30 protein-coding genes are annotated in these 24,015 nt (G+C 63.9%); 17 read left to right on the top strand and 13 right to left on the bottom strand.

Annotated features, from left to right (window positions below; translation table 11 throughout):
- Positions 1-7 precede the first annotated feature (7 nt).
- From LPN01_RS04270 to LPN01_RS04245, 6 genes are all read left to right on the top strand, one after another.
- Positions 8-931: an ArdC family protein gene (locus tag LPN01_RS04270; RefSeq protein ID WP_262827118.1), complete on the top strand. Its 924-nt coding sequence runs from the start codon at positions 8-10 to the stop codon at positions 929-931.
- Positions 928-1,899: a phosphoadenosine phosphosulfate reductase family protein gene (locus LPN01_RS04265; protein ID WP_262827117.1), complete on the top strand. Its 972-nt coding sequence runs from the start codon at positions 928-930 to the stop codon at positions 1,897-1,899. Before LPN01_RS04270 ends, LPN01_RS04265 begins: the two co-directional genes overlap by 4 nt.
- Complete coding sequence (locus tag LPN01_RS04260) at positions 1,896-2,105, top strand: hypothetical protein (protein ID WP_159513210.1); 210 nt, start codon at positions 1,896-1,898, stop codon at positions 2,103-2,105. Before LPN01_RS04265 ends, LPN01_RS04260 begins: the two co-directional genes overlap by 4 nt.
- A gap of 73 nt (positions 2,106-2,178) precedes the next feature.
- Positions 2,179-2,814 (top strand): hypothetical protein, encoded by a 636-nt coding sequence (locus tag LPN01_RS04255; protein WP_262827116.1) that lies wholly within the window; start codon positions 2,179-2,181, stop codon positions 2,812-2,814.
- A gap of 24 nt (positions 2,815-2,838) precedes the next feature.
- On the top strand, positions 2,839-3,450 hold the full coding sequence (locus LPN01_RS04250) for a DUF6927 domain-containing protein (RefSeq protein ID WP_262827115.1): 612 nt from the start codon (positions 2,839-2,841) through the stop codon (positions 3,448-3,450).
- Positions 3,443-4,417: a hypothetical protein gene (locus tag LPN01_RS04245; protein WP_262827114.1), complete on the top strand. Its 975-nt coding sequence runs from the start codon at positions 3,443-3,445 to the stop codon at positions 4,415-4,417. The genes LPN01_RS04250 and LPN01_RS04245 overlap by 8 nt, the downstream gene beginning before the upstream one ends.
- Here LPN01_RS04245 and LPN01_RS04240 read toward each other — a convergent pair.
- Positions 4,402-5,348, bottom strand: a protein-coding gene (locus LPN01_RS04240) for an IS630 family transposase (RefSeq protein WP_262827112.1) whose coding sequence is annotated in 2 segments (ribosomal slippage) — positions 4,402-5,012 and positions 5,012-5,348 — 948 coding nt in all. Because the reading frame shifts where the segments join, the coding sequence is not laid out codon by codon here. The genes LPN01_RS04245 and LPN01_RS04240 overlap by 16 nt on opposite strands.
- Before the next feature lie 508 nt (positions 5,349-5,856).
- Positions 5,857-6,165, bottom strand: coding sequence for a hypothetical protein (locus LPN01_RS04235; RefSeq protein ID WP_262827111.1), 309 nt, complete (start codon positions 6,163-6,165; stop codon positions 5,857-5,859).
- Positions 6,166-6,413: 248 nt separating this feature from the next.
- Here LPN01_RS04235 and LPN01_RS04230 point away from each other — a divergent pair, with 248 nt between their 5' ends.
- Together LPN01_RS04230 and LPN01_RS04225 are read left to right on the top strand one after the other, a co-directional pair.
- Positions 6,414-7,373 carry a DUF2493 domain-containing protein gene (locus tag LPN01_RS04230; RefSeq protein WP_262827110.1) on the top strand — a complete coding sequence of 320 codons (960 nt, stop codon included), beginning with the start codon at positions 6,414-6,416 and terminating at the stop codon, positions 7,371-7,373.
- 1,143 nt (positions 7,374-8,516) lie between these two features.
- A complete protein-coding gene (locus tag LPN01_RS04225; protein ID WP_037527256.1) occupies positions 8,517-8,927 on the top strand; it encodes a single-stranded DNA-binding protein in 411 nt (136 codons plus the stop codon).
- A 94-nt stretch (positions 8,928-9,021) separates the two neighbouring features.
- Here the strand turns inward: LPN01_RS04225 and LPN01_RS04220 are convergent, their stop codons facing one another.
- Entirely contained in the window at positions 9,022-9,429 is a 408-nt protein-coding gene (locus LPN01_RS04220) for a response regulator (RefSeq protein ID WP_183937263.1), read from the bottom strand.
- 551 nt (positions 9,430-9,980) lie between these two features.
- Between LPN01_RS04220 and LPN01_RS04215 the strand changes: the two genes are divergently transcribed.
- Entirely contained in the window at positions 9,981-10,145 is a 165-nt protein-coding gene (locus tag LPN01_RS04215) for a hypothetical protein (RefSeq protein WP_183937264.1), read from the top strand.
- Positions 10,146-10,339: 194 nt separating this feature from the next.
- On the opposite strand, the gene LPN01_RS04210 is transcribed toward LPN01_RS04215, so the two are convergent.
- Positions 10,340-10,552, bottom strand: a complete 213-nt coding sequence (locus LPN01_RS04210) for a hypothetical protein (protein WP_262827109.1) — start codon at positions 10,550-10,552, stop codon at positions 10,340-10,342.
- A 361-nt stretch (positions 10,553-10,913) separates the two neighbouring features.
- Here LPN01_RS04210 and LPN01_RS04205 point away from each other — a divergent pair, with 361 nt between their 5' ends.
- The 3 genes from LPN01_RS04205 to LPN01_RS04195 all read left to right on the top strand — a co-directional run bounded on the left by LPN01_RS04205 (position 10,914) and on the right by LPN01_RS04195 (position 13,763).
- Entirely contained in the window at positions 10,914-11,306 is a 393-nt protein-coding gene (locus tag LPN01_RS04205; RefSeq protein ID WP_151989779.1) for a DUF3768 domain-containing protein, read from the top strand.
- A gap of 1,408 nt (positions 11,307-12,714) precedes the next feature.
- Positions 12,715-13,401, top strand: coding sequence for a ParA family protein (locus tag LPN01_RS04200; protein WP_151989778.1), 687 nt, complete (start codon positions 12,715-12,717; stop codon positions 13,399-13,401).
- Complete coding sequence (locus tag LPN01_RS04195) at positions 13,398-13,763, top strand: hypothetical protein (RefSeq protein ID WP_133192393.1); 366 nt, start codon at positions 13,398-13,400, stop codon at positions 13,761-13,763. Before LPN01_RS04200 ends, LPN01_RS04195 begins: the two co-directional genes overlap by 4 nt.
- Positions 13,764-14,187: 424 nt before the next feature.
- Here the strand turns inward: LPN01_RS04195 and LPN01_RS04190 are convergent, their stop codons facing one another.
- Positions 14,188-14,586, bottom strand: coding sequence for a VOC family protein (locus LPN01_RS04190; protein WP_183937804.1), 399 nt, complete (start codon positions 14,584-14,586; stop codon positions 14,188-14,190).
- 70 nt (positions 14,587-14,656) lie between these two features.
- Positions 14,657-14,917, bottom strand: a complete 261-nt coding sequence (locus LPN01_RS04185; RefSeq protein ID WP_151989776.1) for a hypothetical protein — start codon at positions 14,915-14,917, stop codon at positions 14,657-14,659.
- A gap of 307 nt (positions 14,918-15,224) precedes the next feature.
- Here LPN01_RS04185 and LPN01_RS04180 point away from each other — a divergent pair, with 307 nt between their 5' ends.
- From LPN01_RS04180 to LPN01_RS04170, 3 genes are read left to right on the top strand one after another with little or no spacing between them, the layout of a single operon-like run.
- Positions 15,225-15,788: a hypothetical protein gene (locus LPN01_RS04180; protein ID WP_234422472.1), complete on the top strand. Its 564-nt coding sequence runs from the start codon at positions 15,225-15,227 to the stop codon at positions 15,786-15,788.
- A gap of 32 nt (positions 15,789-15,820) precedes the next feature.
- A complete protein-coding gene (locus LPN01_RS04175) occupies positions 15,821-17,218 on the top strand; it encodes a relaxase/mobilization nuclease domain-containing protein (protein ID WP_151989784.1) in 1,398 nt (465 codons plus the stop codon).
- Positions 17,215-18,093 carry a hypothetical protein gene (locus tag LPN01_RS04170; protein ID WP_262827108.1) on the top strand — a complete coding sequence of 293 codons (879 nt, stop codon included), beginning with the start codon at positions 17,215-17,217 and terminating at the stop codon, positions 18,091-18,093. Before LPN01_RS04175 ends, LPN01_RS04170 begins: the two co-directional genes overlap by 4 nt.
- Before the next feature lie 274 nt (positions 18,094-18,367).
- Here the strand turns inward: LPN01_RS04170 and LPN01_RS04165 are convergent, their stop codons facing one another.
- From LPN01_RS04165 to LPN01_RS04135, 7 genes are all read right to left on the bottom strand, one after another.
- Positions 18,368-18,958 (bottom strand): DUF305 domain-containing protein, encoded by a 591-nt coding sequence (locus LPN01_RS04165; protein WP_262827107.1) that lies wholly within the window; start codon positions 18,956-18,958, stop codon positions 18,368-18,370.
- A gap of 26 nt (positions 18,959-18,984) precedes the next feature.
- Positions 18,985-19,689: a glutaredoxin gene (locus LPN01_RS04160; protein WP_262827268.1), complete on the bottom strand. Its 705-nt coding sequence runs from the start codon at positions 19,687-19,689 to the stop codon at positions 18,985-18,987.
- 86 nt (positions 19,690-19,775) lie between these two features.
- A complete protein-coding gene (locus LPN01_RS04155) occupies positions 19,776-20,084 on the bottom strand; it encodes a plasmid stabilization protein (protein WP_262827106.1) in 309 nt (102 codons plus the stop codon).
- A gap of 20 nt (positions 20,085-20,104) precedes the next feature.
- Entirely contained in the window at positions 20,105-20,290 is a 186-nt protein-coding gene (locus LPN01_RS04150; RefSeq protein WP_262827105.1) for a hypothetical protein, read from the bottom strand.
- 27 nt (positions 20,291-20,317) lie between these two features.
- The gene (locus tag LPN01_RS04145; protein ID WP_262827104.1) at positions 20,318-20,968 is read right to left on the bottom strand and encodes a sensor histidine kinase; all 651 of its coding nucleotides are present in this window, start codon (positions 20,966-20,968) and stop codon (positions 20,318-20,320) included.
- A gap of 13 nt (positions 20,969-20,981) precedes the next feature.
- The gene (locus tag LPN01_RS04140) at positions 20,982-21,767 is read right to left on the bottom strand and encodes a Crp/Fnr family transcriptional regulator (RefSeq protein ID WP_262827103.1); all 786 of its coding nucleotides are present in this window, start codon (positions 21,765-21,767) and stop codon (positions 20,982-20,984) included.
- Entirely contained in the window at positions 21,764-21,928 is a 165-nt protein-coding gene (locus LPN01_RS04135; protein ID WP_262827102.1) for a hypothetical protein, read from the bottom strand. The genes LPN01_RS04140 and LPN01_RS04135 overlap by 4 nt, the downstream gene beginning before the upstream one ends.
- A gap of 352 nt (positions 21,929-22,280) precedes the next feature.
- Between LPN01_RS04135 and LPN01_RS04130 the strand changes: the two genes are divergently transcribed.
- Together LPN01_RS04130 and LPN01_RS04125 are read left to right on the top strand one after the other, a co-directional pair.
- Positions 22,281-23,048 carry a Crp/Fnr family transcriptional regulator gene (locus LPN01_RS04130; protein WP_262827101.1) on the top strand — a complete coding sequence of 256 codons (768 nt, stop codon included), beginning with the start codon at positions 22,281-22,283 and terminating at the stop codon, positions 23,046-23,048.
- A 158-nt stretch (positions 23,049-23,206) separates the two neighbouring features.
- Positions 23,207-23,980 carry a Crp/Fnr family transcriptional regulator gene (locus tag LPN01_RS04125; protein ID WP_262827100.1) on the top strand — a complete coding sequence of 258 codons (774 nt, stop codon included), beginning with the start codon at positions 23,207-23,209 and terminating at the stop codon, positions 23,978-23,980.
- Positions 23,981-24,015: the final 35 nt, after the last annotated feature.

The raw sequence follows: 24,015 nt of genomic DNA, 5'->3' as shown, positions 1-24,015 counted from the left end.
AACGATCGTGGCACAGACCACCGACAAGCCCTCGCCTGCCGACATCATCACCAACACGATCATCGATAAGCTCGAATCCGGGGTGCGTCCCTGGGTCAAGCCATGGCGTCCCGGCCTTGGCGGCCGTCCGCTGCGCGCGACCGGCGACCCCTATAAGGGCATCAACTGCTTCTGGCTGTGGCTGTGTGCCGAGGGCGCGGGCTACAACTCGCGCACCTGGATGACGTACAAACAGGCGCAGGCCCTTGGCGGCCAGGTCCGCGAGGGCGAGCGCTCGCAGATCGCGATCTTCTACAAATCCTACAGCAAGACCGTCGAATCCGTCGTCACCGGCGACACGACCGACGAGATGCGGCGCGTGCTGCGCTCCTACGCCGTGTTTAATTGCGACCAGATCGACGGGCTGTCTCCTGACTTCTACCCGAGCCCTGTCAGCATCGTGCCCCCGGCCGATGCGCTCCCCGAGCGCGCGCAGCGCTTCCTCGATGCGCTGCCGGCTACGGTCCACACGCGCGGCGATCGCGCGTTCTACGACCGCACCGCCGACACCATCACCATGCCGCCCGTCGAGCTATTCTCGACCCGCGCCTACCACGCCGCCACGCTTGCCCATGAGGCTGGCCACTGGACCGGCCATCCCGACCGGCTCGATCGCACGTTCGGCAAGCGGTTCGGCGACGACTCCTACGCGTTCGAGGAGCTTTGCGCCGAGATGACCTCAGCGCTGCTCGGTGCCGATCTTGGTCTGCCGACGTCGCATATGGACGACCACGCCGCCTATATCGGCTCGTGGTTGAAGGTGCTGCGCAAGGACAGCCGCGCGATCATGACCGCCGCGGCGAAAGCAGAAGCGGCAGCCGGCTATCTGCTCCGCGCAACCGGCCTCGACGCCTTGGCCGAACCCGAGGAACAGATCCGTGAAGCAGCATGACCGCTCCGGCCGCCCTCCCCGACCTCGGCGCCTACCGGCGCTTCATCGTGGCATTCAGTGGCGGCAAGGACAGCCTTGCCGCCCTGCTCCACCTCCTCAGCCGCGGCGTGCCGGCGCACGCGATCGAGCTGCACCATCATGATGTCGATGGCCAAGGCCCGACCTTCATGGATTGGCCGTGCACGCCTGCCTATGTCCGCGCGATCGCCGACCATTTCGGCATCGCGCTCTACGTCTCGTGGCGCGAGGGCGGCTTCGCGCGCGAGCTGGCGCGCGACGACGCGCCGACCGCGCCGATCGCGTTCGAGACGCCGACCGGCATCGGCCGTGCCGGGGGCAACGGCCCAGCCGGCACGCGAGGGATCTTTCCCCAGACCTCTCCCGATCTTCGGGTGCGCTGGTGCAGCCCCGCGCTGAAGATCGACGTGCTCGCGGCCGCGATCCGGAATCAGCCGCGCTTCCTCGACGGCCGCACGCTCGTCATCACCGGCGAGCGCGCCGAGGAAAGTCCCTCGCGTGCGCGCTATGCGACGCTCGAGCCGCATCGCACATCTACCCTCGCGCGTGCGGTCGATCATTGGCGCCCGGTCCATGACTGGACCGAGCGCCTGATCTGGGACGCGATCGCGCAAGCGCGGATCCGTCCCCACCCGGCCTACGTCCTGGGTTGGGGCCGCCTGTCCTGCCGAGCCTGCATCTTCGGCTCGCCCGACCAATGGGCGACGCTTCGGCTCGTCTTCCCTGCCGCCTTCCGACGGGTCGCGGCTCGCGAAGCCGCGAGCGGGAAGACCATCCATCGATCGCTCACCGTCACGCAGCTCGCTGATCGCGGCACCGCGTTCCCGGCTGCGACGCTCCATCCCGACGAATTGGCGCAAGCCGATGATCCGGTCTGGCGTCTCTCGATCCTGGCGGATCGCTGGACGCTCCCTGCCGGCGCGCTCGGCGATCATGCAGGCCCCCCATGAACGCCGCCACGCGCGTCGACCTCATGGACCTGCTCGCTCCCACGCGGGAAGACCCGCTGTGGGAAGCCGAGAAATCGGGATGGCGCTGCTTCGTCATGGGCAACGACCGATGCCATTACCGCCGAGGGAGCAAGCTCCGCACGGCTTGGCAGTCCGGCTATGACGCGGCCTCACGATCGGCCGATCCTGTTGGCGGGATGCTTTGACCACGGCCCCGTGCACGGAGGAGAGGGAGCCTTCGGCCTTTTGAGCGCGCCCTGGCGCTCAGGAGGTTCGGCCATGCTCTACGACACCCACTACCGCCACAATGAGGCGCTGTCTCCCGACGCGCTCGGCACACTGCCCGCAGCGCTCCATGCCCTGAACGCGGGCGTCGACGACTGCCGGCGCGCCGGCAAGCCGATCCACCGCGATGCGTCGATCCTGCTGCTGATCCGCAATCTGGCGTCCGTCGCCGAACGTAGTGCGCCCAGCACAAATGAACTGCGTCTGCGCTGTGCGGAAGACCGCAACAGCCTCGTCGCCGGATCCGCGCTGCTCGACATCGCCGGTAACACCGTCGCCGGCGATTCAACGGCGAAACGGACATTCCATCGGCAGGCACGCCTCGCGCTCGCTTCGCTCGCCGAGGCGATCGGCCTCGAGGCCCATGACGTCCGTATCGATACCGACATGGGCGGTATCGCGGACGATGGTACGACCGAGCTGCGCCACGTCGATCTCTCGATCCGGGTGCGGCCGCACAGCTTTCTCCCCGACAGCGAGATCACGTTCAATTGCTGCCGGGGCGGCGAACACGCTGGCCCCGTTCAACGCGCGCCGATCGCCGAGCTGCTGGACGCTGCCGCGTTCCAGCGCCGGCTTACCGCGACGGTTGGCGACGTTGGCGCTCCGCGCCTCGCCGCTGCCGCCTGATCCTCACGTCATCGGAGACTTATCATGGGTTGGCTCTTCATGCGCGATATGGGCGGCTACGCCACACCGCGCTCGTATCTCGACAACCAGTTCACTTACCAGCGCGAGACGCATCGTCTGACCGTGCTGGCGTCCGCCATGGTCGGATCGACCTATTACGCCGCTTGCGAGCGCCTCGCGGACGACGCCGAACGGATCGTGTTCGGAATCGTCTGCCTCACCAAGACCAGCACCGGCGCGCGCGACGGCTGCACGTTCGGGTACAAGGATATGGATGAAACGGTCGGGCCGAACGAGAGCGAGTGTCCGGCTGCGATCCTCGACGAGCTGACCGCCACGGACAGCGAATATGCCCTGGCCTGGCGCGCGCGGTGCCGCGCCAACCTGCTCGCGAAGAAGCTCGACCGGGCCAAGCCGACCCCGAAGCCCGGGCAGACCATCATCTTCGATGAGCCCATGCGCTTCAGCGACGGCAGCGACCGCAGCCGCTTCGAGGTGGTCGCGAACCCCAAGGGCAAGACGCCGCTGTTCCGTGACCCGGAAAGCCGTGCGATCTGCCGCATCCCGGCGTTTCGCAAGCGCGCCTACCGCATCGTTCATGCGGCGATCATCGTCCGGGATACGAACAATGGTTGACCGCCCGCCCGTCATCGCTGCCTGGGGGGCCGGCGTCGACTCCACCGCCATGATCGTCGAGCTCGCCGAACGCGGCGAGCCCGTCGATATGGTTCTCTTCGCCGATCCCGGCGCCGAGAAATCGGCGACCTATGCGTTCATCCCCGTGTTCCGGGCCTGGATGTCGGAACGCGGCATCGCATCCGAGATTGTCCGCTACCAGCCCCGCAACTTCAAACACTGGCCGCCCTATGCGGGCATCGCCGAGAACATGCTGACCAACGCCACCCTGCCCTCTGTGGTATTTGGTGGCGGGTCGTGCAGCCAGAAATGGAAGGCGGCCCCGCAAGATGCCTGGACCGCCCAGTGGGAACCCGCGCGCCGCTGCTGGGACGCAGGCGGGCGCGTGGTAAAGCTGATCGGCTACGACGCCTCGGGACGCGACACGCAGCGTTACAATCACGCGGTCGGGTGCGAGGATCCTCGCTACGCCTACCGCTACCCCTTGCGGGAATGGGAATGGTCGCGCGCCGACTGCGAGGCGCGCATCGCGCGCGCCGAACTCCCCGTCCCCCCCAAATCGAGCTGCTACTTTTGTGGCAGCATCAAGCCCGACGAGGTGCTGGAGCTTTCAACCGAGGAGCTGCGCATCATCGTGTTGATGGAAGCGCGAGCCAGGCCTCGCCTTCGCAATGTCGCGGGCCTGTGGCGCAAGCCGGTGCTTGGCCGTCGCGGTGCGACGCCGCGTCCCGGCAGCATCACCGAGTTCATCCGCGAACGCGGCCTTCTATCACCGGCCGAAGTCGACCGCATCATCGAGACGGCGCCCTTGGCGCTACTCGATTTTCAGGCCGCGCAGGCCGCGCTTCTCCCTGAGCAACGCGTCCCGATGGGGCGCTGGCTCGACGACTTTCATCGCGCGTCGGACGCGCTGGCCGAAGACCATCACCATGGTACTAGAGCGATTTCCTTTCAATCCGGGTCATAGCCGCAGGAACTGAAGTAGTTTGCGCACTCCTGCGGCAGGAAGAGGTCGACGAGCTTGCCGATGAGAGACCACAGGCCGGACACGGTTCGCTCGCCGGCCTTTCGCAGCATGGCCTTGAGGCGTGAAAAGGCCTTCTCGATCGGGTTGAAGTCGGGGCTGTAGGACGGAAGGAACATGAGCCGGGCCCCAGCCGCCTCGATCAGGTCGCGAACGCTGGCACGCTTGTGACTGGACAGGTTGTCCATGATGACCACGTCGCCGCGCCTGAGGTCGGGTACGAGAACCTGGCCGACATAGGCCTCGAACCAGTCACCGTTGATCGGGCAGTCAAGCACCATCGGCGTGACCATGCCGGTCATGCGCAGGCCGGCAACTAGCGTGGTCGTTTTGCGATGACCATGCGGATAGCCCATCCGCAGCCGCTCGCCCCGCCGACAGCGGCCGTGACTGCGGGTCATGTTGGTCGCCGTCCAGGTTTCGTCGATAAACACAAGCCGCGCGGGGTCGAGATCGAGCTGCCCGTCGAACCATGCTTCGCGCTGGCTCAGGACGTCGGCGCGGTCCTGCTCGGTCGCGTGGCCGGTCTTTTTTTGCGCGTGATCCCGTGCCGGGCGAAGAAGCGGTGCAGCGTCGAGATCGCAACTGTCACGCCCGACTGACCAAGCTCGCGGCGTATCTCGTCCAGCGTGATGTCGCGGCGCGCTTCATGCAGTGACAGGATCCTGTCCCGGTGGGCCTCGATCTGCCGCGACCGCGTGTCACCGCCCTGCGGTTTGGCAGCATAGCCGCCCGTGCTGCGGCGCTGGTCATGCCAGCGGATCACCGTGGCCGCCGCCACTCCGAACCGACGCGCAGCCGCCCGGCAACTCATCCCATCGTCAACCGCGGCCAATGCTCGCGATCGCAGGTCCATCGACAACGGCTTGCCCATTCATGCCGGCCCCCATCCCAGCCAGCACCGTGAATCAGATCAGCACGCCCTTGTGAATCCATTTCGACTCATGTCGGCCGGAAAACGCTCTAAGATTCCGGCGAACTCTGCACCGAACCGGCACTGACCGCCTGTGGCGTCACCTTTGCCGAGGGTCACGAGGACCACGGGTGGACGATGGAACTGGAGTTTCAGGCGCGCGAGATCAGCAGCGTCCTCTCCGCTGGTCGCTTCGAGGCCCGCGTTCACGATGGCTGGCCCCCTCTCGCCTTTCCGGCCGGGCGTCCCCGCTACGAACGACCCGAACCGCTTGGGTCTCCATTTTGCCAACCTTCAGGAGCCGGGTTCCATGATGACCTTTGCCCGCCCCTGAGCGAACACCCTGCCCATTACCGTGCGGAAATCACGGTCGAGGCGGAAGATGTCGTCAGCGCTTGCCGCTCCGCTGACGATGCGTTGCATACGACCGACGGGTGGAAAAGCCTCGATACAAAGCATTCCACTTATGTCAGCGCTTGTCGCTGAAGGTGCGGACGTCAATCCTTGGCGCTTTGTCCCAGATGGCGGCGATGCCTCCGTCCTGCCCGTCCCGGGCCTGTTCTCGCAAGTTGCGGCGTGCGCGGGCTATGCGGCGACCCGGCGCGAGGATCTGGTCGACCAGCTTGCGCATCATGGTCGATGCGATGGGCGCCGATGGAGCGCTGAGGATCACCCCAGCGGCGATGGTCCGCTTGTGTGCAACGTGGCAAGCGCTTCTCAACGATATCGCGACGTTCGGGTTGAGCCCCACGTCAACCGTAGCAGCAAGCGTGGTCACGTCTGCGCTCGACGACACCTGACGCCCGACAGCCTTCCGCCAGGGAGATGCGGCACATGGGCGGCCGCGAGACCCCCGCAACCGCAAAAATCCGGGCCGAGTTGCCGCTTTGCAGCTGCCCGCACCACCCCGGTTTTTGCGGTTTCCCTGCGCTTCGCTCCGGTGCGGGCGCCTCTTATTCGGCCGCCCAGGAGGTGCGCATCCGGCGGATAGGCCGCCGGCCTCGATCAGATGAAGGGCTTGACCCCATGACCACTTCCCTCGCTGCCGCACTCTCCGCTCTGGAGCTTGGACACCTTGAACCCCGCGCCGAAGACGTTTCGGGCATGTGCCCGCCCTCGACCGAAGCACTGGAGCAGACCACCACCGCCATCTGGAGCGACCTGTTCGCAACCCTCCAGAATACGTCGCTCGAGCGCGACATCGAGGAGATGGGCTGGGGCCTGGTCAACCTCTTCCACCGGGCCGCGGCGAAGAAGCACGCGACCATCGACCGTCTGACCGACGAGATCAGGCTCCTCCTGGCCGAGCAGGACGGTTCGGAGATCAACACCGCCAACCTCGAGGACAAGATCGACCTTGCCAAGAAGATCGAGGAGGCCGCCACCTGCTACGAACACATGCGCGACACCGCAGCGGCACACTATATCCGCGAGACCGGCCGTTCCTGGATCCCGTCGACCGGCAACCGCATTTCGCTCGGGGTGACGTCGGCAATCGTTGACGGACGCGCCTTCCTTCAGGCTCGCCGCGAGCGGGTCCGCGACGCCAACACGGCACAGGGCACCCCGGTCGTGTTTGCCGGGGGACGGCTGACCTTCCGGACCGACGAGGACATGAAGGCGTTTGGCGACAATCTGCTGCGCACCCTGGGTGCGGTTCGGGAGCGCGTCGGCGACATGTATCTCGTCCATGGCGGCGACATGAAGGGGATCGAGCGCATCGCGGCGTCGTGGGCCGAACAGAACGGTATCCAGCAAGTCCGCTTCGGTCTCGATCGCAAGCTGGGTGATCGTGCCGGCTTCCGTCGCAACGAGCAGATGCTCTCGCTGAAACCTCGCTACGTCATCGCCTTCCAGGGTAACGGCGTGACCGAGCGCTTGGTAATCGACGCCAAGAAGGCCGGTATCCGCGTGGTCGACCGCCGCGGCCCGCTCGGCACCCCGCCCGCAGCTCAGAACGTTCAGCGCGACCGAGAGGTCGCCTGAGCTTCGGCTCGGCCGCTGGCAAAGCCAGCGGCCTCGCCCTTTGCGGGCTCCCGCAGAAATCCACTTACTTCCACCCCATCGAGGAGCAAACCAATGCCCCGCCCAAACGGTTACATACGCCTGCGCAAAGCTGGCGCTTCGCGCTTCAGCTGACGGCGACACCTACCACGTCGTCATGACGGACAACCACAGCGCTCCTCGCGCGCGCGAAACGAGGCTTTTCGACACCGTCGCCGACTCCGGCCCCGGCCTCCCGCCTGAATGGTGAGGAAGCGGATCGCGCTGTCGATGCCATGATCGGTCGTGCAGGCTTTCCAAGGCGAACAGCCGAGCGGTGATGACTGGTTCCTATGGGCAATCTTGCGAAGGTTCGGGTGAATAGTGTCGCGACCAGCGCGCTATTCCACCGAGCCCCTAGCCGGTCTTGGCCTGTTCGGGTGACGCTCGACTGACGGGGACTTATCGCGCCTAAATCGCGATTCCGACGCGGAGCGGTTCCTTGGGGCGAGGCCGGAGCCTGCCCCGGGGCCGTGTTCCTCCCGGACAGGGGGCACGCCACCTCCACCGCGTTGGTCTCTGCGCCGGCTTCGCCGCGTTGTGCCAGGTAGGATGCACTGCCGGCAGGCACGTCAGCCGCGCTTGGTTCCTGCCGTCCGGGCGGGACGCTGCGCAGCACGAACCCCCATCGTCATCTCGACACGCACGACGCGCGCGCGCCGTGACGGCGAAAGGCGGCACCAAGGTCCACGCCGCAACCATCATCCTTCACGACAGGCACCGGCGCAGGGCGCGAGCACCAGCGAGGGAGGGTGTCAGAGAGCGCCTGGATAGCGGAACCAGGAAAAGTGACACTGCCGGACGAGCGACGCGACAAGGGCGCCCTGCTTCACGGTTCCATGTCCGTTGCCCGCCGGTGGGGGTCCATCCCCTCTCTTTCCTGAACGACCTAATCCGGCCGTCCACCCCCTCCAACCCGCGATCATTCGGGCCGAGTTGCCGTGTGCCACGGCTGCCCGCACCACCCCTTCGATCGGGGTTCCCCTCCGCGTCTTCGCGCTTTCGGTGGAGAGGGCGTCCTGGCCGTCTTTTTTGGTGTTCAGTCGAGGGGACGGACCCCCCGGCGAGCAAAAAAGGAACCTCGAAATGCAGAACCTCGTCATCCTCGCCGGCAACGTCGGCGCCACGCCTGAAGTCCGCACCACCCAGGGCGGCACCAAGATCACCAACTTCTCCCTCGCCACCTCGCGCCCCAAGCGCGACCAGGACGGCAAGACCATGAAGGATGGCGAAGGTCGCCGGGTCGAGGACACCGAATGGCACCGGATCACCTGCTTCAACGGCGTCGGCAAGACCGTCGCGCAGTATGTCGAGAAGGGCCAGAAGGTCATGGTCCGGGGCCGCATCCACTACACCCGCTGGACCGACGATCAGAACATCGAGCGCTACGGTGTCGAGATCATCGCCGACGAAGTGACCTTCCTCTCCTACGGCAAAAGCCGCCAGGAACGCCAAGGCGCCGCGCAGGACGATGAGGCGGATGACGTCCCCTTCTGAGGGAGGCAGTACGGGCCCGGAGCTGACGCTCCGGGCCTCTTCTCGCGTTCACCGGCAATCAGGACCGCAAGGTCACAAGTTCACGAAGACGCAGCTACACCGCGCGCTTGAGCTGTTCGAGTTGCTTGTTGTCCGGCACCGTCTCCGTGAGACGTTGCTGGAGCATGCGATCGTCGAAAGGCTTGCCGATGCACGTTGCTTTGTCGGGCATGTCCCCCGGACATGGCGTCACGTTGCCGCTTGTGAGCACGATCTCGATCCAGGGCCAATACTCGGCAACGTAATGGGTTCGCGCGAACCCGTCGCTGTCGCCGGGCATCGCCACGTCGGAGAACAGGAGCGTCACACCGTCGGCATCATCGCCCATGAAGGCCTTAGCCTCCTCGACCGTACCCGCTTGGTGAAAGTTAAAACCCGCTACCTCCGGAATGTCGCACGCATGCCTGAGAATGAGCGGATCGTCGTCGACTACCAATGCATAGAGGACGGTAGGGATCGCCATTCAGTCTAAAGCCTTATCATGAAGCCGGGTAGCCTTGGGTTGCTGTCTCGAAACGAGTTGGCGTCTCCCGGCAAAGCCGGGACCGTCGCTCTATTCCGCTTCGCTCCACCGAGCCCGTAGCCGGTCTCGGCCCGTTCGGGTGACGATCGACTGACGGGCGCGCAGCGCGGAAACTTCTTTCCGGAAAGCGGCAACGTCCTTCCATCTTGGCCCGGCCTGGGCTGCACCGCCGAGCAGCGCACTGTGCCCGTCGACATTGGAGCGCAGAGAAGGGGCACGGACTGGGCAGGTGTCCACCGCGCCTGCGCGATGGGGCGCGTCTCCGGCGACCCAGCGTTGCGTCGCGACGCTTCGTGCAGGCGGGCTTCACCCCGCTCTTGAGGCGCAATCCTTGGGCCGGCTCAGGGCCTTGTACGATCAACCCGCAAGGGGTCCGGGCGCTTCGCTACGGCTTTTTTCGCATGCGAAAAAAGTGATCGCGGCCCTTCCCCGTCCTGTCGGGCGCCTGTCGAGCGGGGATGAACCCCGCCGGCTTCACAGGAGCCTCGGACATGTTCAACGATATCTGGATCGCCCGCAAAAACGCCATGGGCCTCGCAAGAACCTTGATGGTGGCAACCATGGTCATCGCCGTCGGCACCCAATATTCCGTCATCACCGCCGAAGATCACGACAGCTCGCTCACGATCGTCAACGAGTACGACCCTTACGCCTGAGCCTCCCGGGGGGCTTCGGCCCCCCTCCCCTCTCCGCTCGTCAACCGTGAAGGCGCCGGAGTGGGCATCGAGCCCGCCCCGGCCCTGCTGCGCAAGCACGGCAGCGCCGCGAGACGAAGGGCTTCTACATCTTTCTATCCACCGCTTGGGTGCGGGATCCAAATTCAGACGGTATCTCTTCCGGAGGCTGGCGATCAGCTCCACGCCGTCCGGACAGGCGTCAGTTCCTCGAACACCTTCATCAGCCGCGGGTCGCGCAGGAGCGTCACCCATTCGCGGCCATAGGTTCGCGACGCCAGATAGAAGGTAGACCCTTCGCACTCGACCATTCGGCAGCGCTCCAGCTTGTCGACCAACGAATAATCGGAGCCGTGGCGTGCCACGATGTCTTCCAGCTCGGCGCGCATCAGAGTCCCGCATTTGCAGCAGCGAGTCCGGACCAACGCCTTCATCCGGAGCATATCGCCAGCGCTGTCCATCCAGCGGGGCCACAGGGCAACGATGTTGGCAGCCGTTTTCATGATTCCACGATACGCCGCGATCGGCGTGGTCGTCCAGCATCAGCCTCGACGTGAAGTCTCCCCGTGTCGACGATCCGCGCGGCATTTCGGGCTCGTACGTCCTGGCCGGGGCGCTCCCCCGCGCAAGCCCGCCAGCGGGCTTCTCCACTCCGTTTCGACCCTATGGGTGCGCGAGCGACCTATGCCCCGGCCGTCCTGTCGCCTGTCGAAAGGCCCCGATCGTCGGGGTCAATGGCAGGAGACCATCATGGCCGAGCAAACGCCTCAATCGAACCACGCCAAGGGTGGCGTAGCGGAGATCGCCCGCCTCAACGACTGGCTGCGCGAGCATCTCACCGCCCCGGGCAACAACCGTGTCGTGATGACCAGCGGGATCGCAGACCTGATCGGCGACATCAGCCTCTTCCGGAACTTCCGCAAGCGGGCGGAGCTGCTCCGCGCGGTTCGCGACTTCGATGCCTTTGACGACGCGATCGATCCGTACGGCGAGCACGACCTGGGCCGGTTTCGGTTTGAAGGCACCGACTGCTACTGGAAGATCGACTATTACAATCACGACCTGAGCGCGGGCTCGGATGATCCGGCAGATCCCTTTAAAACCACGCGCGTCCTAACGATCATGCGCGTCGACGAACGCTGACGCGTCGCCCCGGCGTAGTGGCGCCGGGGCTTCCCATTTCTGCCGAAAGGCTCGGATCATGAATGTCGAGACCCCCCCCTCCACGCTCGTCGATCAACGCGGCCGAGCGCGCGCGGCGTGAACACGAGGTCGCCCTCGCTCGGGGAAACGTCCGTCATGAAGCGGCATTCTTCCCGATGAGATCGAGTGCCTCAATGCCCGTGACCTCGCCGCGGAGTTCGATAGCGACCAGCTGACGGTCGCGATTTGGGCAACGACGGTTGTACGGGAAGGGTGATTGGCGCGCGTGGGAGGCAAGACCGTCGCTAGGGTCGGCGCCTCCCCTGCCCTGCCAACGTCGAAAGGCTCTGTCGTCGACTCTGTCCATCGTGACGACCGGGCGGAGCCAGCGTCAAGGATGCGCGGTTCCCCCAATTTTGACGCGGCGTTCGCTGCGCTTCGACCACGACAAAATCGGCACCCCCACGCCCCGCTTGCGCGGCCGCTGCGCGGTCCTGTGACCCTGACCCCACCCGATCGTCAGCCGGCATCCGTCTCAACGAACAGACGGAGGTTCACATGCACGTGCAAACCGCACGCACCCAGGCATGGCTCGCTGAACTTGCAAGCATCCAAGCGGAGATCGCAGCACACGGGATGCCCGAGCGGGCACCCCTCCCCGCAGTAAAGCGAACTCGCAAGCTCAAGCCGCTCTGGGAGGAATGAGCATCGTCCGGGCGGCCTCGGCCGCCCGATTAGAAGATTGGGTCTTCTTCTTGAGCGTCGTTGTATCCGGTGTGGTGCAGGTCGTGTCGAACGAGATCGGGCCGTGGGTACTTCACGATCGATTTCGCCATTTTGCGCTTTGGTGAACGCCGATCGCGTTTGTCGCGTTCGGCGTCTCAATCTTTTGTCGATTTGTGGCTTTGCACTGCGGTTTCATCAATTGATTTGGCGACACGCGAACTGAGGGAATTTGTTCCTTCGTCTGGTAGCTGCTTGGTAGCAACGAGCTAGCGACATTGTAGCGACCTGATCGCGGATTGCGTTCGGGTAGCAACCCGATAGCTACGATCTGGCATGTTCATACACGGTTGGTAGCCTTGCCTCTCGCGCGTTTACAACCGCGTCTCGACGGTATCGCAAGGGCGAGCATCGCTGGTTGGTAGCAAGCAGCAACACGCTACCAACCAGATCGCCAGCACGTCGCCTTCCAGTCGCAACATGGTCGCATCCAAGCTGCAATCAGCTCGCGATAAACTCGCTACCAACTGGCTGCCTAGTTGCGATCAAATCGCAATTATACCGCAAGCTGCTCGCTGTCAGATTGCGTCAAAGTCGCTAGACGCTAGCTGCTAGGTTGCGATATAGCAGCTTCATGAACGCTGGCTGCTACATGGTAGCAACCTGGCCGCAACGGGAGAGCAGCATGCCAGTCATCAGCTTCGTGTCACCGAAAGGCGGGGTGGGCAAGACCACCGCGACATTGTTGCTCGCCGGAGAGTTGGCGGAGGCGGGGGGTACCGTACGCCTGATCGATGCTGACCCGAACCTTCCGCTGGTCGACTGGGGCCAGTTACCGGGACGACCGGATGCGATAACTGTCGTGGGGTGCCGCGACGAAAACGCGATCATCGATGAAATTGAGAGGGGCGCGTCGGAGGCGCGCTTCACACTCGTTGACCTCGAAGGCGCGGCGACCGCGACCGTCACGTTCGCAATCGCGCAAAGCGATCTGGTGATCATTCCTTGCAAGGGGTCGCATCTGGATGCCACCCAGGCTGCCCGCGCTATCAAGCTCGTCAAGCAGACGGCGCGCGGTACCAGAACAGAGATCGATTATGCGATCCTGTTCAGCCAAATCCCGCCGGCACTGCGCTCGAACAATCAGAAGGACATCGCGGAGCAGTTCAACGATGCTGAAATTCCAGTCCTTCCGGTCATGATCTACAATCGCGAGGCCTATCGCGCGATGTTCGCCGCTGGTGGAACGCTTCGCACCATCAACGACAAAGGCGTCGGTAACATGAAGGCAGCGCTCGAGAACGCCGAGGCCTATGCGGCAGCGGTGATCGCAAGGCTGCGTAAGGCGCGTAGCGTGAAGGAGGCAGCATGACCCGGTCCCGGCTCGATCTCTCGGAGTTCGATGATACGCCCCCGAACAAGGATCCAGCCAAGCTACGCGAGATCAGCGACGGGGCCGGCTTTCCGTCGCGTCCGGCTGTCCCAGCTGTAGCTGCCCCGCCTGTAGCGGCGCCCGTGCCTCAAGAGCGTCCCCAAGCCGGGACATTTCAACGGCCGCCACGCGTAACCGGCAATCGCAATATCGCGATCAACGTGAGGGTAGATCCCGAGACCGCTGCGCGACTCTATGCTCTTCGTGACGCCGACCCGGCACGCAAACGCGTGCTCGCCGACGTCGTCGCTGATGCGGCGCTTTTGCTTTACGAACGCGAGATCGATGGCGCTAGTCAATAGGTAGGGCAGGGGCCTTGCATGGCCGTTAGCGCTGCGACGCAACCCAATCCTGGTTGACCGCCCGCGCGCCGCAGAACCTCGTTAAAGGCGGCCCCACGATCGAATGGATAGGGCGTGATACCCCGCTTGGCAGGACCGAGACGGCGCCCGAAACACCATACGAACGGCGCCAGCGTGCAGCGGCGCACGGGCGATTGCCGGCCACCGACACGACGCAATCTGCGGTCGGCCGGCAGGGGAGGGGACAGCCTGATTTGGCGCCGTCAATCTGCTTTCGGATATCCTGCTCGGCCGCGCTGAAGCGAGCGCCGGCCTTGAGCCCCCGTCAAAGGAACGCCCGGACAGCCCGTGGCTACCAAGATTGGGGCATCGTTACGTTCGATCCCACCCAATCCCGTTACCGCATAGAATGGCGGATCGAAGGTCATCCCTTGCCCACGCTCAGTTCGATCAAATCCCATCGGTTTCCGTAGAGGTCTTCGAAGACCGCCACCGTGCCATATGGTTCATGTCGAGGCGCTTCGACAAAACGGATGCCCCGCTGCGTGTTAGCGAGGTGGTCACGGGCAAAGTCGTCTGTTTCGAGAAACAGGAACACGCGACCGCCGCTTTGATAGCCGATCGTCTCACGTTGCCGGTCGCCAACAGCTCGCGCTAGTAACAGTCCGTTCGCCGCACCATGCGACGCGACCACCACCCACCGCTTGTCATCAGTCAGCGCGGTATCTTCACGCACTTCGAAGCCAAGCTTCTCGACGAAGAAGGAGAGCGCGGTGTCATATTCGTCGACAAGGAGAGTGGTCAGGTTCAAGCGTTGAGGCATCCGATGAGGCTGCCCTAATCTGGATGCCAAGCCAACGCCGGCTTCTCGTCCGGAGGGTGGATCGGGAAGTCTAGCGTAGCGACGCAAGCTGGCCTGCCACCGCTTTGCCGCCGTGTTTCGAGATAGCCGTCGCGATTGCCCGGGCATCCGCTTTGTCGATCGCTGCAATTTTAACCCGCTCGAGCGCTGCGGTAAGAACCGGACGACCAGCGTCTCGAGCCGTCTGCTCCGCCGCCTTTGCCTGTTCGTCCAGATGAGCAAGTTCCGCTTTTAGAGCTTCCCGCCGAGCCTCGATAGTTGCGAGATCGACGGCGTTTCTTGTTCGGGCCATTCTTCGAATCCGGTTCCAATAGAGAACAACTTAGGAGTTTGCGGGCAATCAAGGAGATAGCAGGTAGCCGTGCCTAATGATGCAAACGCCTTGCGCCGGGACCACGAGGCCGAAAGCTACTTGTCGCAAGCGCACAGTCAATCACTTTTCACCTCCGCGTTTGGAGTGATTTAGCTCCAAAGAGGTCGTTGTTTCATGAGGATAGGCAATTACTAGGGATGGCAGGATATGCCTCACGGCACCAATGTTTAACATTGGCTTGTGGGGGCCGCTGCACGGGGCTTTTAGGATGAATGTAGGCCTGCGGTTGAAGGACGAATTGGTCGCCGAGATCGACCGCGTTGCCGCGGCGAATGGGCAAACCCGCAGCAGCTGGATGGCAAGCGTACTGGCCAACGCCGTGCTGGCCCCGGAGAACGATGACATCCCGGTGCTGCCAATTCAGGGCAGGGGGCATCCCGACGACCTCGTTCGCGTCACCGTCCGACTCGACCGGAGCGAGGTCGAAGGCATCGACACCGTAGCGGCGCCGATGAAGATGACGCGAAACGAATGGATCAAACGCACGCTTCGCTGGCAGCTTTGGGACAAGGCGGGCGTGCTGAGGCTGGCTCCGGCCACCCAGGTTGAGATCGTCAAATTGCGCAAGCAGGTGCTTCTGATCGGCCGAAACATCAACCAGGCGGTCCACGCGATGAACGCAGCGAACCAGCCCGAAAGCTCGCTCGATATCGCCCGCATCGCCGGTCCCTTTATCGAAAAATGTGAAGAGCTGAACGCGCTGCTGTTTACGACCCGGCTGGCCCTCTCGGCCGTGATCGGGGCAGAGGTCGGGTACTGGACCGAAACTCACCGAGGTTCAGTAGCGTGAGCTTCCGCTTCTCTTCCGGAACGATGGACTCCATGGCGGGCGTCTTCGCGCCGCCGAAGAAGTACCGCCTCGGGACTGGAGGCGGCAGCGCAAAGGGCCCGAAAACGGGGGGCACAATGCTCGGCCATGCCGTCGCATCGATGTTCCCGAAGGCCGCATCATCTTTGGCCACTTCGCGTCCCAGTGCGCAGGCGAAACATGCTTTCGGGGGAGGACCGCAGGCCCGGATGAGCGGCCGGGCGATCATGGCTGCGGATCGCACATCACGTCGAGTTCCAGAGGTTATGGTGCGGATCACGGGGCGTCAGCATGGCGGCGGACACGTCCTTGCCAACTTCGCCTACATCAGTCGGCTGGGGCATGGTCCCGACGAGGAACTCGGGCTTGAAACCGGCGAGGGCGTCGTGCTGCGCGACGGACGGGACATGCAGATTCTCGCGAAGGATTGGCACAACTTCGAGATGGACGGGGACGCCAGACGCAAGGGTGCGACGTCCATATCGATGATCCTTTCGATGCCGTCGGGGACCGATCCGGAGCGTCTGAAAGCGGCAGCTCTGGATTTCGCAGCCGAGGAGTTTGCGAACCGGTCGTGGGTTGCCGGCCTTCACGTCGATCGCGACCATCCGCACGTTCACCTCACGATCGCACGTCGCGATTACGATGGGCGCCGCTTCCATCCGGACCGGGATGATCTGTTTCGATGGCGGCAGCGCTTCGCCGAGAAGCTCCGCGAACGCGGCATCCAGGCCAACGCCACGCCGACCAGAGCGCGCGGTATCGACCCCGCGCATGAACACATCGCGGTACGGAAGATGCGCGACAAAGGGCAGGTTCCGCAGATCGATACGGGCCGCGCCGAGCGCGCCCGGCGCCTTCGCGACCAGGGTATTTCCGACCCGGTCGAGGCCGTTCTTGCGAGTCAGCAGGCCATTGTTCGCGCGACCTATATGCGATCCGTCGCGGAGCTATCGGCTTCGCATTCCCTTGCCGATCAGGTGGTCGCACAGAGCCTCGAACGGTTCGTCGCGGCATTGCCGCCGCCCGAGCCCAACTCCGCCCGGGCGATGCGTGCCGTTTCACCGTCCCGCAGGCGCGACGCGGTCGTCGATGCTCGGACGCGCCCGGCTGTTGCGGACCCCGGGCGCGATCCGATCACCGCAGCACTGGAACGTTCACGCGTCATGCGTGGAAAGCTGGAGGCCAAGCAAGCACTCCGGGAGAGCCCCGAGCGGACCGAAGACACTCCGCATGAACACCGACCCTCAGTGGTATCCGAGCGCCTTCGTTCGCTTATGGCCGAGGCCGAACGGCAGGCCACAGCACCGACGCCAAGCAAGCCGGAGGAGGTCCTTCGCGAGATATTGGATCGTGATCGCTCAACTCTGGACCGCGCGCGTTCGCCGGATAGGGGGAGGCCAGAACGATGAGTACGGACCAGGTAAGCGTTGCTCTGGCGGGCGTTCTGGACGCGTTGACGCTCGTTCAGGAGCAGCTCGATGCGCTGACCGAGAGCAGCGAGCGCATTGAGGCGACACACAAAGAGATCGTCAGCAGGCTCGACACGATCGATGCGGGCCAGGCCGCCGTGACGGATCTAACGCCGATCCTCGAGATGATCCTAGCGCGATCGATCGACGATCGTGAGATCATGAAAACGCAACTGGGTACGATTGCGGCGGCGATCGGCTTCGCCCATGCCGCCGCTAACGGTAACCGGGCACCCCTGCCTGTCGCAGTAGCCAGCGATCCGCTCCTCGAGCGCTTTATCCTAACCCAGCCTGCGGATCTGGCATCGAAGGAACGGGCTTTGACGGACTGGCGCAACGCCGCGTCGACCACCACCACCGCGGAGCTTATCTCTTTCCTGAACCATCAGCAGCAGCCCTCACCAACGGATACCTCAGAATCCCGGGTCCTGCGCTACCGCCTGGTGGCAATTACGCGGGCCGAGATCAAGGGGAGGGGGGCCGCGCCGCCAAGACCGCCGGACACCACGGTTGCGGGCGATCGAACGGCCTCGGCTTGCATGATCCGGTCCCACCAACTTGCCGGCCTATGGCGAGCAGGGGAAAGCGCAGCGCTATACAGTGAACCCGAACTGGCAGGCGCAATAGATCTCTTCGACGATACGGAGCGCAGGCTGGGGTCTGCGGCTGGTGTGCATTTTCCACCCGAGCTCGGCTCGCTTCACAGCGATCTAGCAACCCGCATCGAGGCAGGCGAACGGCCGAGCATAGGTGACAGTGGCCCGGCTTACAGCAGCGAACGTGCGACTACGGTCGAGCCCAGCAAGGACCGTTAGACGGCGTCCGGTAGAGTGAATTGACGGCTTCCGACCAGATTACGAAGTTCACTGGCGTTTCGCCAATGTCCGGATCGGACAGGAGCGGCCGCCCGAGCTTCACGAAACTGTCTGCCGGCACTCGCCAAGTCCCGGTCGTTAGCGCCAAAATCTAAGAGCCTTGGAAGCCTGATTATGACACGCGGTTCTGATACCTACAAACAGACGGAAAACCGCGCTCCGGACAGCGGTTCCAAAACCGACCGGTTTTGACACCGAAAGACAATCCTGGCCCCTAACGGATCGGCTGTAGGGTATTCACTCCGGTGCTCTCGTCCGTCTCGGGTGCGGGTGGGGGCACCTGCTCGTCGCGATAGGAGGGAAGATCGCGTGCGCCGTTCGGCGTGGGATGCGCCTCAAGCCGCGCGATCAGCCGCTTCATGTCGGTGATCTCGCGCACCTGGGCGTCGATGATGCCGTCTGCCAGGCGCCGAACCTCGGGGTCTTTGATGTGCGCCCGCTCGCTCGTCATGATCGCGATCGAGTGGTGCGGGATCATCGCCTTCATATAGCTCACGTCGTCTACCGTCTCCTGGCTGCGGACCAGCCATAAAGCGACGGCGAACACCACGATCGCCCCGGCGACGATGCCGACGTTGGCGCGGGTGTTCTTGTACATGCCCCACATGAAGCCGAGCATGATGACGGCCATCGTCGCCCCCATCACCAGGGCCATCCACGTCCGGGTCTGACTGTATTCGACGTCGCTCAAAGCATAGGTGTTCAGATACATCAAGCCGAACATCACGACGGTCGAGGTCGCGATCATGGCGGCGAAGCGGCCATAGCCCATGCCCATGTTCTTGCCGCTGTCCTGCTGCTGCATCTCGGTTTCCTTGCTGCTTGGCCGGCTCACCGCACCAACATCCAAAGCGCCATGCCGATCATCATCAGGTTCTCGGTCAGCGACACGAAACCAAGCGGCACGTTGCTATTGCCGCCCACGCACGCGCATTTCAGCTCGCGTTTGTCGATATAGACGGCCTTGAAGACCGACACGGCCCCGACCGTCCCGATGAACAGCCCTATCGGCACGGAAAGCCAGGTCAGTGCGCCTGCCACCATCAACACGCCTGCGGTCGCCTCGCCGAACGGGTAAAGATAGCCATAGCGGACCCAGCGCCGCGCGAGCAGGTCGTAGTTCAGGAACATGGTCGAGAACCGCTCCACGTCCTGCAATTTAAACATGGCAAGAAGGCACATGCTCATCGCGACGAACCACTCAGCCGTCCGCATGGTGAATAGCGCGCCGAACGCCGCCCAACTCGTCGCCAACGCCAGCGCCGCGGCGATGCCGAACACCGCGATCACCGGCCGGTAACTGGTCGCCTTTGGGTCGGGAACGTCCTTGCCGAAATAGCGCCGCACATCGTCATAGCCGCCAATCCGCTCACCGGTGATGAAGGTCTGCGGGGTCGTTTTGACCTGATGCTTCGCCTTGAATGCATCCGTCTCTTCGCGCGTGCGAAGCCAATGGTCATCGACCTCGAACCCCTTCCGTTTCAGGAGGTCGACGGCTTTCAGCCCGTAAGGGCAAATGTGCTCCGGCATGACCATTCGGTAGATGGTTGCCTTCTTCGGATTGTCTCGCGCCAAGCCTTTATCTGACGTCGACGGGGGTGGCAGCACGGTCGCCACCTTTGTCACTTTCCCTCGGCGTTTCGCTTTCGCGTCGCAGCGGCCTTCTTGGCTGAGGCGGAGCGATCGGCAGCCGATCGGTGGGCGGATGCTTCGCCGCCCTTCTTGCCGCCTGCTTTCGAGGACTCGTGGGTATCGAGCTTGCCGCGGCCAGAACCGGACTTGTTGCCGCCCCCGCTTTCCTTGTTCACGGTCGCCCAGGCACGGCGTTCTGCTTCTTCCTTGGGGGTGCCGCGATCCTCGTAGCCTTCTTCGATATGCTCGGCTTTGCGCTTCTGCTTATCGGTATACTTGTCCTTGTCACCTTGGGGCATCGTTGCTGTCCTTTCGACCGTCAGCTTGAGCGCAGGGTCAGCTTGGGGCGGGACTGCTGCCTCGCACGCAACTCGCGCGCCTGGGCCTCATACTCGATGGCCAGCAGCCGATGAGCGGATGCCGCCTCAACACTGGTGCTCGCTGCGGCGGATGCCGCTTCCTCGCGAGTCCGGCGCTCGTAATATTCAAGATTGTTCTCAGTCATATTCAATCCTTTTGCGCCGACGTCCCTTCATGCAGATTGAACGGGCACCCTGATTTCGAAGCGTTTTGTTCCGCTCGGCGGAGGGATCAGCAAGCCATCGACCGACGCAACGAGTCGCTTGACGAGCCCGAGGCCCATCCCCCCATCCGTTGAACCGGTCGGTTCGGGAAAGGGCAGGCCATCGTCATCGACGATGATGATAGCGTCGCGCCCGCCACTCCGGCGAATCGAGATGCTGATGCGTCCAGCCTTACCCTCCTCGAAAGCGTGCTTGATCGCGTTCGTGGCCAGCTCGTTGACGACCAGCGCCAGCGTCGCGACATGGTTCGATGTGAGGCCCTGAACGTCCTGCTCGGCCTCCAGGGAAATCAGGATCGAACGCGTCTCGGCTAGGCTGTGAAGCGCCTCACATACCTGTCGGAGCGCGGTTTGCAGGCTGGCCTGGCGCTGCTGGCTCAGCTCGGCGCGCGACCGCGCGAGCACCGCAACACGCGAGGTCGCATCGGTCAGTGCCTCGCGAGCCTCGGGGCTCGTCACCCGGCGGCTTTGCAGTGCCAGCAGGCTAACGACGAGCTGAAGATCGTTGCTGCACCGATGGTTAGTCTCGCGCAGCAATAGGTCATCACTCTGCGCCGGCTGACGCGTGCTGGTGGACATCGTCGCTGCGTTGCTCGCCACGCCGTCCTCCCCGCTACGCCGCTTGGGCTTCTGTGGACGGGTCAGCGTGCAGATAGCGCGGATCGAACCCGCCGATCTGACGAAGGCCCGCCACATCGGGCAAGGTCATGGTCCGGTTCGCGGTTGCGATCATGCCCTCGGTGCGGAGCTGCTGCATCGTGCGGTTGACGTGAACGGACGTGAGCCCGAGCGCGTCCGCGACCTGCTCCTGCGTCAGCGGGAACGCGAAGCTGCTCTCGTTCCCAGCCTCGGCATCGAGGCGGACGCTCAGTTCGCAGAGAAGATGCGCCAGCCGTTCCTTCGCCGACCGGCGGCCAAGCGATAGCGCCCATTTGCTGAGGATCACATTCTCGACCAGCGCTGCCCAAGTGAACGTCCGTGCGATGCCGGGATGCTGTGCAGCGAGCGCCAGCGCCCGATCACGCGGGAGCGCGACGATCGTCGCCTGGATAAGCGTGCGCACGCCGTAATCGAGCCGGTCGAACATCAGCGAGTCGAGGTTGCCGACGTCGCCGGGCACCAGCAGCGCCGGAAGCTGGCGACCGCCTTCCCTCGTCGTCGTATACCGGCACGCCCAGCCATCGGCGACGATGAACAGGGTGTCCGTGCGCTCTCCCTCGCGCACCAGGTCGGTGTTGGCGTTGACCGAACGCGTCGAGACGACGGCCGCCTCAAGGGCGTCCCGTTCCTCGCGTGAAAGATAGCGGGATGCCCAAAGGCGGGTGCCCGCTAACCGCGATGAGTAGCGCGGTGCGACACGAGTGCCGGACGGACTCTCGGACTGCTGAGCTTCGATCACGATGCGTCCGCCTGGGTAGGCGCAGCCGAGGCGAGCTTTTCGAGATACGCCTCCGCGAGCAAATGGTGCGCCCTTACTACCTCGGGAGCCGTCGCCTTCTGAGCAATCTCAAGCTCGACCTCGGCCCGGTGCTGGTAATAGGACCTGTCATCCTCGAACATACGGCCTTCCTTCCGCAAGATCAGTTCACCACCGATACATATCGGCTGGTTCCCTCAGCGGAAGATGCGCGCGGCCAACTGTGGAGTGCACAACATTCCCTAACCCATGTTGCCGAGGGCGTTCTGGGGCGTGGCGTTCAGCCTACGGGCACCTGGATGGCGGATTTCGGTGGTTTTTTGGCGCCGGTGAGGCATCTGCTGCACCCTGGATCACGAAATGTTGGGTAGCCCACAAAGGCTCTCATTAGGTAATCCGCCAACAACGCCTATATGAGTGTCATCGCTCGCCGACATTCAGGGCGCGAGCGGCTGAAAGATGCTTCGCGCTTTCGCCCCGACTTCGGGGGCGATCATGTCGCAGCCAGATCAGCCTTACACTACCAATACTCTGCTCAATGCTCTTTCGGATGATGATCTCGCACTCCTCAAGCCGCATCTGATCCGTGTCGATCTCGCGCGCGGTCAAGTGCTCGTGACGCCGAACACGCCGATCGAGCATGTCTACTTTCCCGAGGGCGGGGTCGTCTCGATCGTGTCGATCATGGCCCAGAGCGGGCGCATCGAGGCCGGCATTTTCGGGCGTGAAGGGGTTTCAGCCACCTGTCTCCTGCTCGGCACCGATCGCTCTCCGCACGAGACCTTCGTACAGGTCAACGGTTCGCCCGCCCTGCGCATCGATGCGGACCGGTATCTCGCGGCCGTTAGGCAGAGCGAGAGCCTGCGCACGATGCTGTTGCGCTACGTGCAAACCGTTCTCGTCCAAACCGCGCAGAGCATGGCGACCAATGCCACGCAGCGGGTCGAGGCCCGGCTCGCCCGCTGGCTGCTGATGTGCCACGACCGGGTCGACGGCGACGAGATCGCGCTGACGCATGAATTCATGGGCATGATGATCTCGGCCGAGCGAAGCGGCGTCACCATCACCCTCCACATCCTCGAAGGCGCGGGCATGATCCGCTCGAAGCGGGGCCTCGTCATGATCCGTGATCGCGACAAGCTCGAGGAACTGGCTGGCGACAGCTATGGGCTGCCAGAAGCCGAATACCGGCAGCTGATCGGGCCGCTGGGGCCGCCATCGGCCGTGCTCCCGTTCGACGGCCGCGCCAACCCGCCGCTGTGAAGCGGCACGCCACTTCGCGGACTGTTGGGTAGCACACAGAGAGTTAGCTGGCCGCAAGGGCACCTGTGACTATAATTCGGTAGATCGTTCGCCGATATCCAGGGCGCGAATGACTGGAAGATGCGTCGTGCTTTCGCCCCAAGGTTCGAGGGGCGATCATGTCGCGACCAGATGAGCGTTTCACTCCCAACACCCTGCTCAGCGCGCTGAGCGCCGACGATCTCGAATTACTGAAACCGCATCTGACGCGTGTGCAAATCGCCCGTGAGCAGATGCTGATCGTGCCGAACAAGCCGATCGAGCACGTCTATTTTCCCGAGGGTGGGATCGTCTCGATCGTCTCGGTGATGGCGAACAGCGGGCGCACAGAGGCGGGCATCTTTGGGCGGGAAGGCGTGTCCGCCACCTGCCTCCTGCTCGGGACCGACCGCTCGCCGCACGAGAGCTTCGTGCAGGTCGATGGCTCGACCGCCTTGCGCATTGATACAGATCAGTATCTCGCAGCCTTCAGGCAGAGCGAGAGCCTGCGCACGATGCTGCTCCGCTATGTCCAGACGACACTCGTCCAATCCGCGCAGAGCACGGCCACCAACGCCAGCCATCGTGTGGAGGGGCGGCTCGCCCGCTGGCTGCTGATGTGCCACGATCGGATCGACGGCGACGAAATCGCACTGACTCACGAGTTCATGAGCATGATGATCTCGGCCGATCGCAGCGGGGTTACTGTCACCCTGCACATCCTGGAGGGAGCAGGCATGATCCGTTCGAAGCGCGGGCGCGTCATCATCCGGGATCGCGATAAGCTCGAAGAGCTGGCGGGCGACAGCTACGGTGTGCCGGAAGCCGAGTATCGTCGCCTGATTGGGCCACTTGGACGGGAGTCGGTGGCCCTGCCATTCGAAGGCAAAGAGTCGCGCCGCAATGAGCCGTAATGCGGCCGGTGTCACAACCGAACGGTTGTGACACC

It is taken from the genome of Sphingomonas sp. A2-49 (assembly GCF_025548555.1).
Lineage (GTDB): Bacteria > Pseudomonadota > Alphaproteobacteria > Sphingomonadales > Sphingomonadaceae > Sphingomonas.
This window is presented reverse-complemented; position numbering and strand designations above follow the sequence as displayed.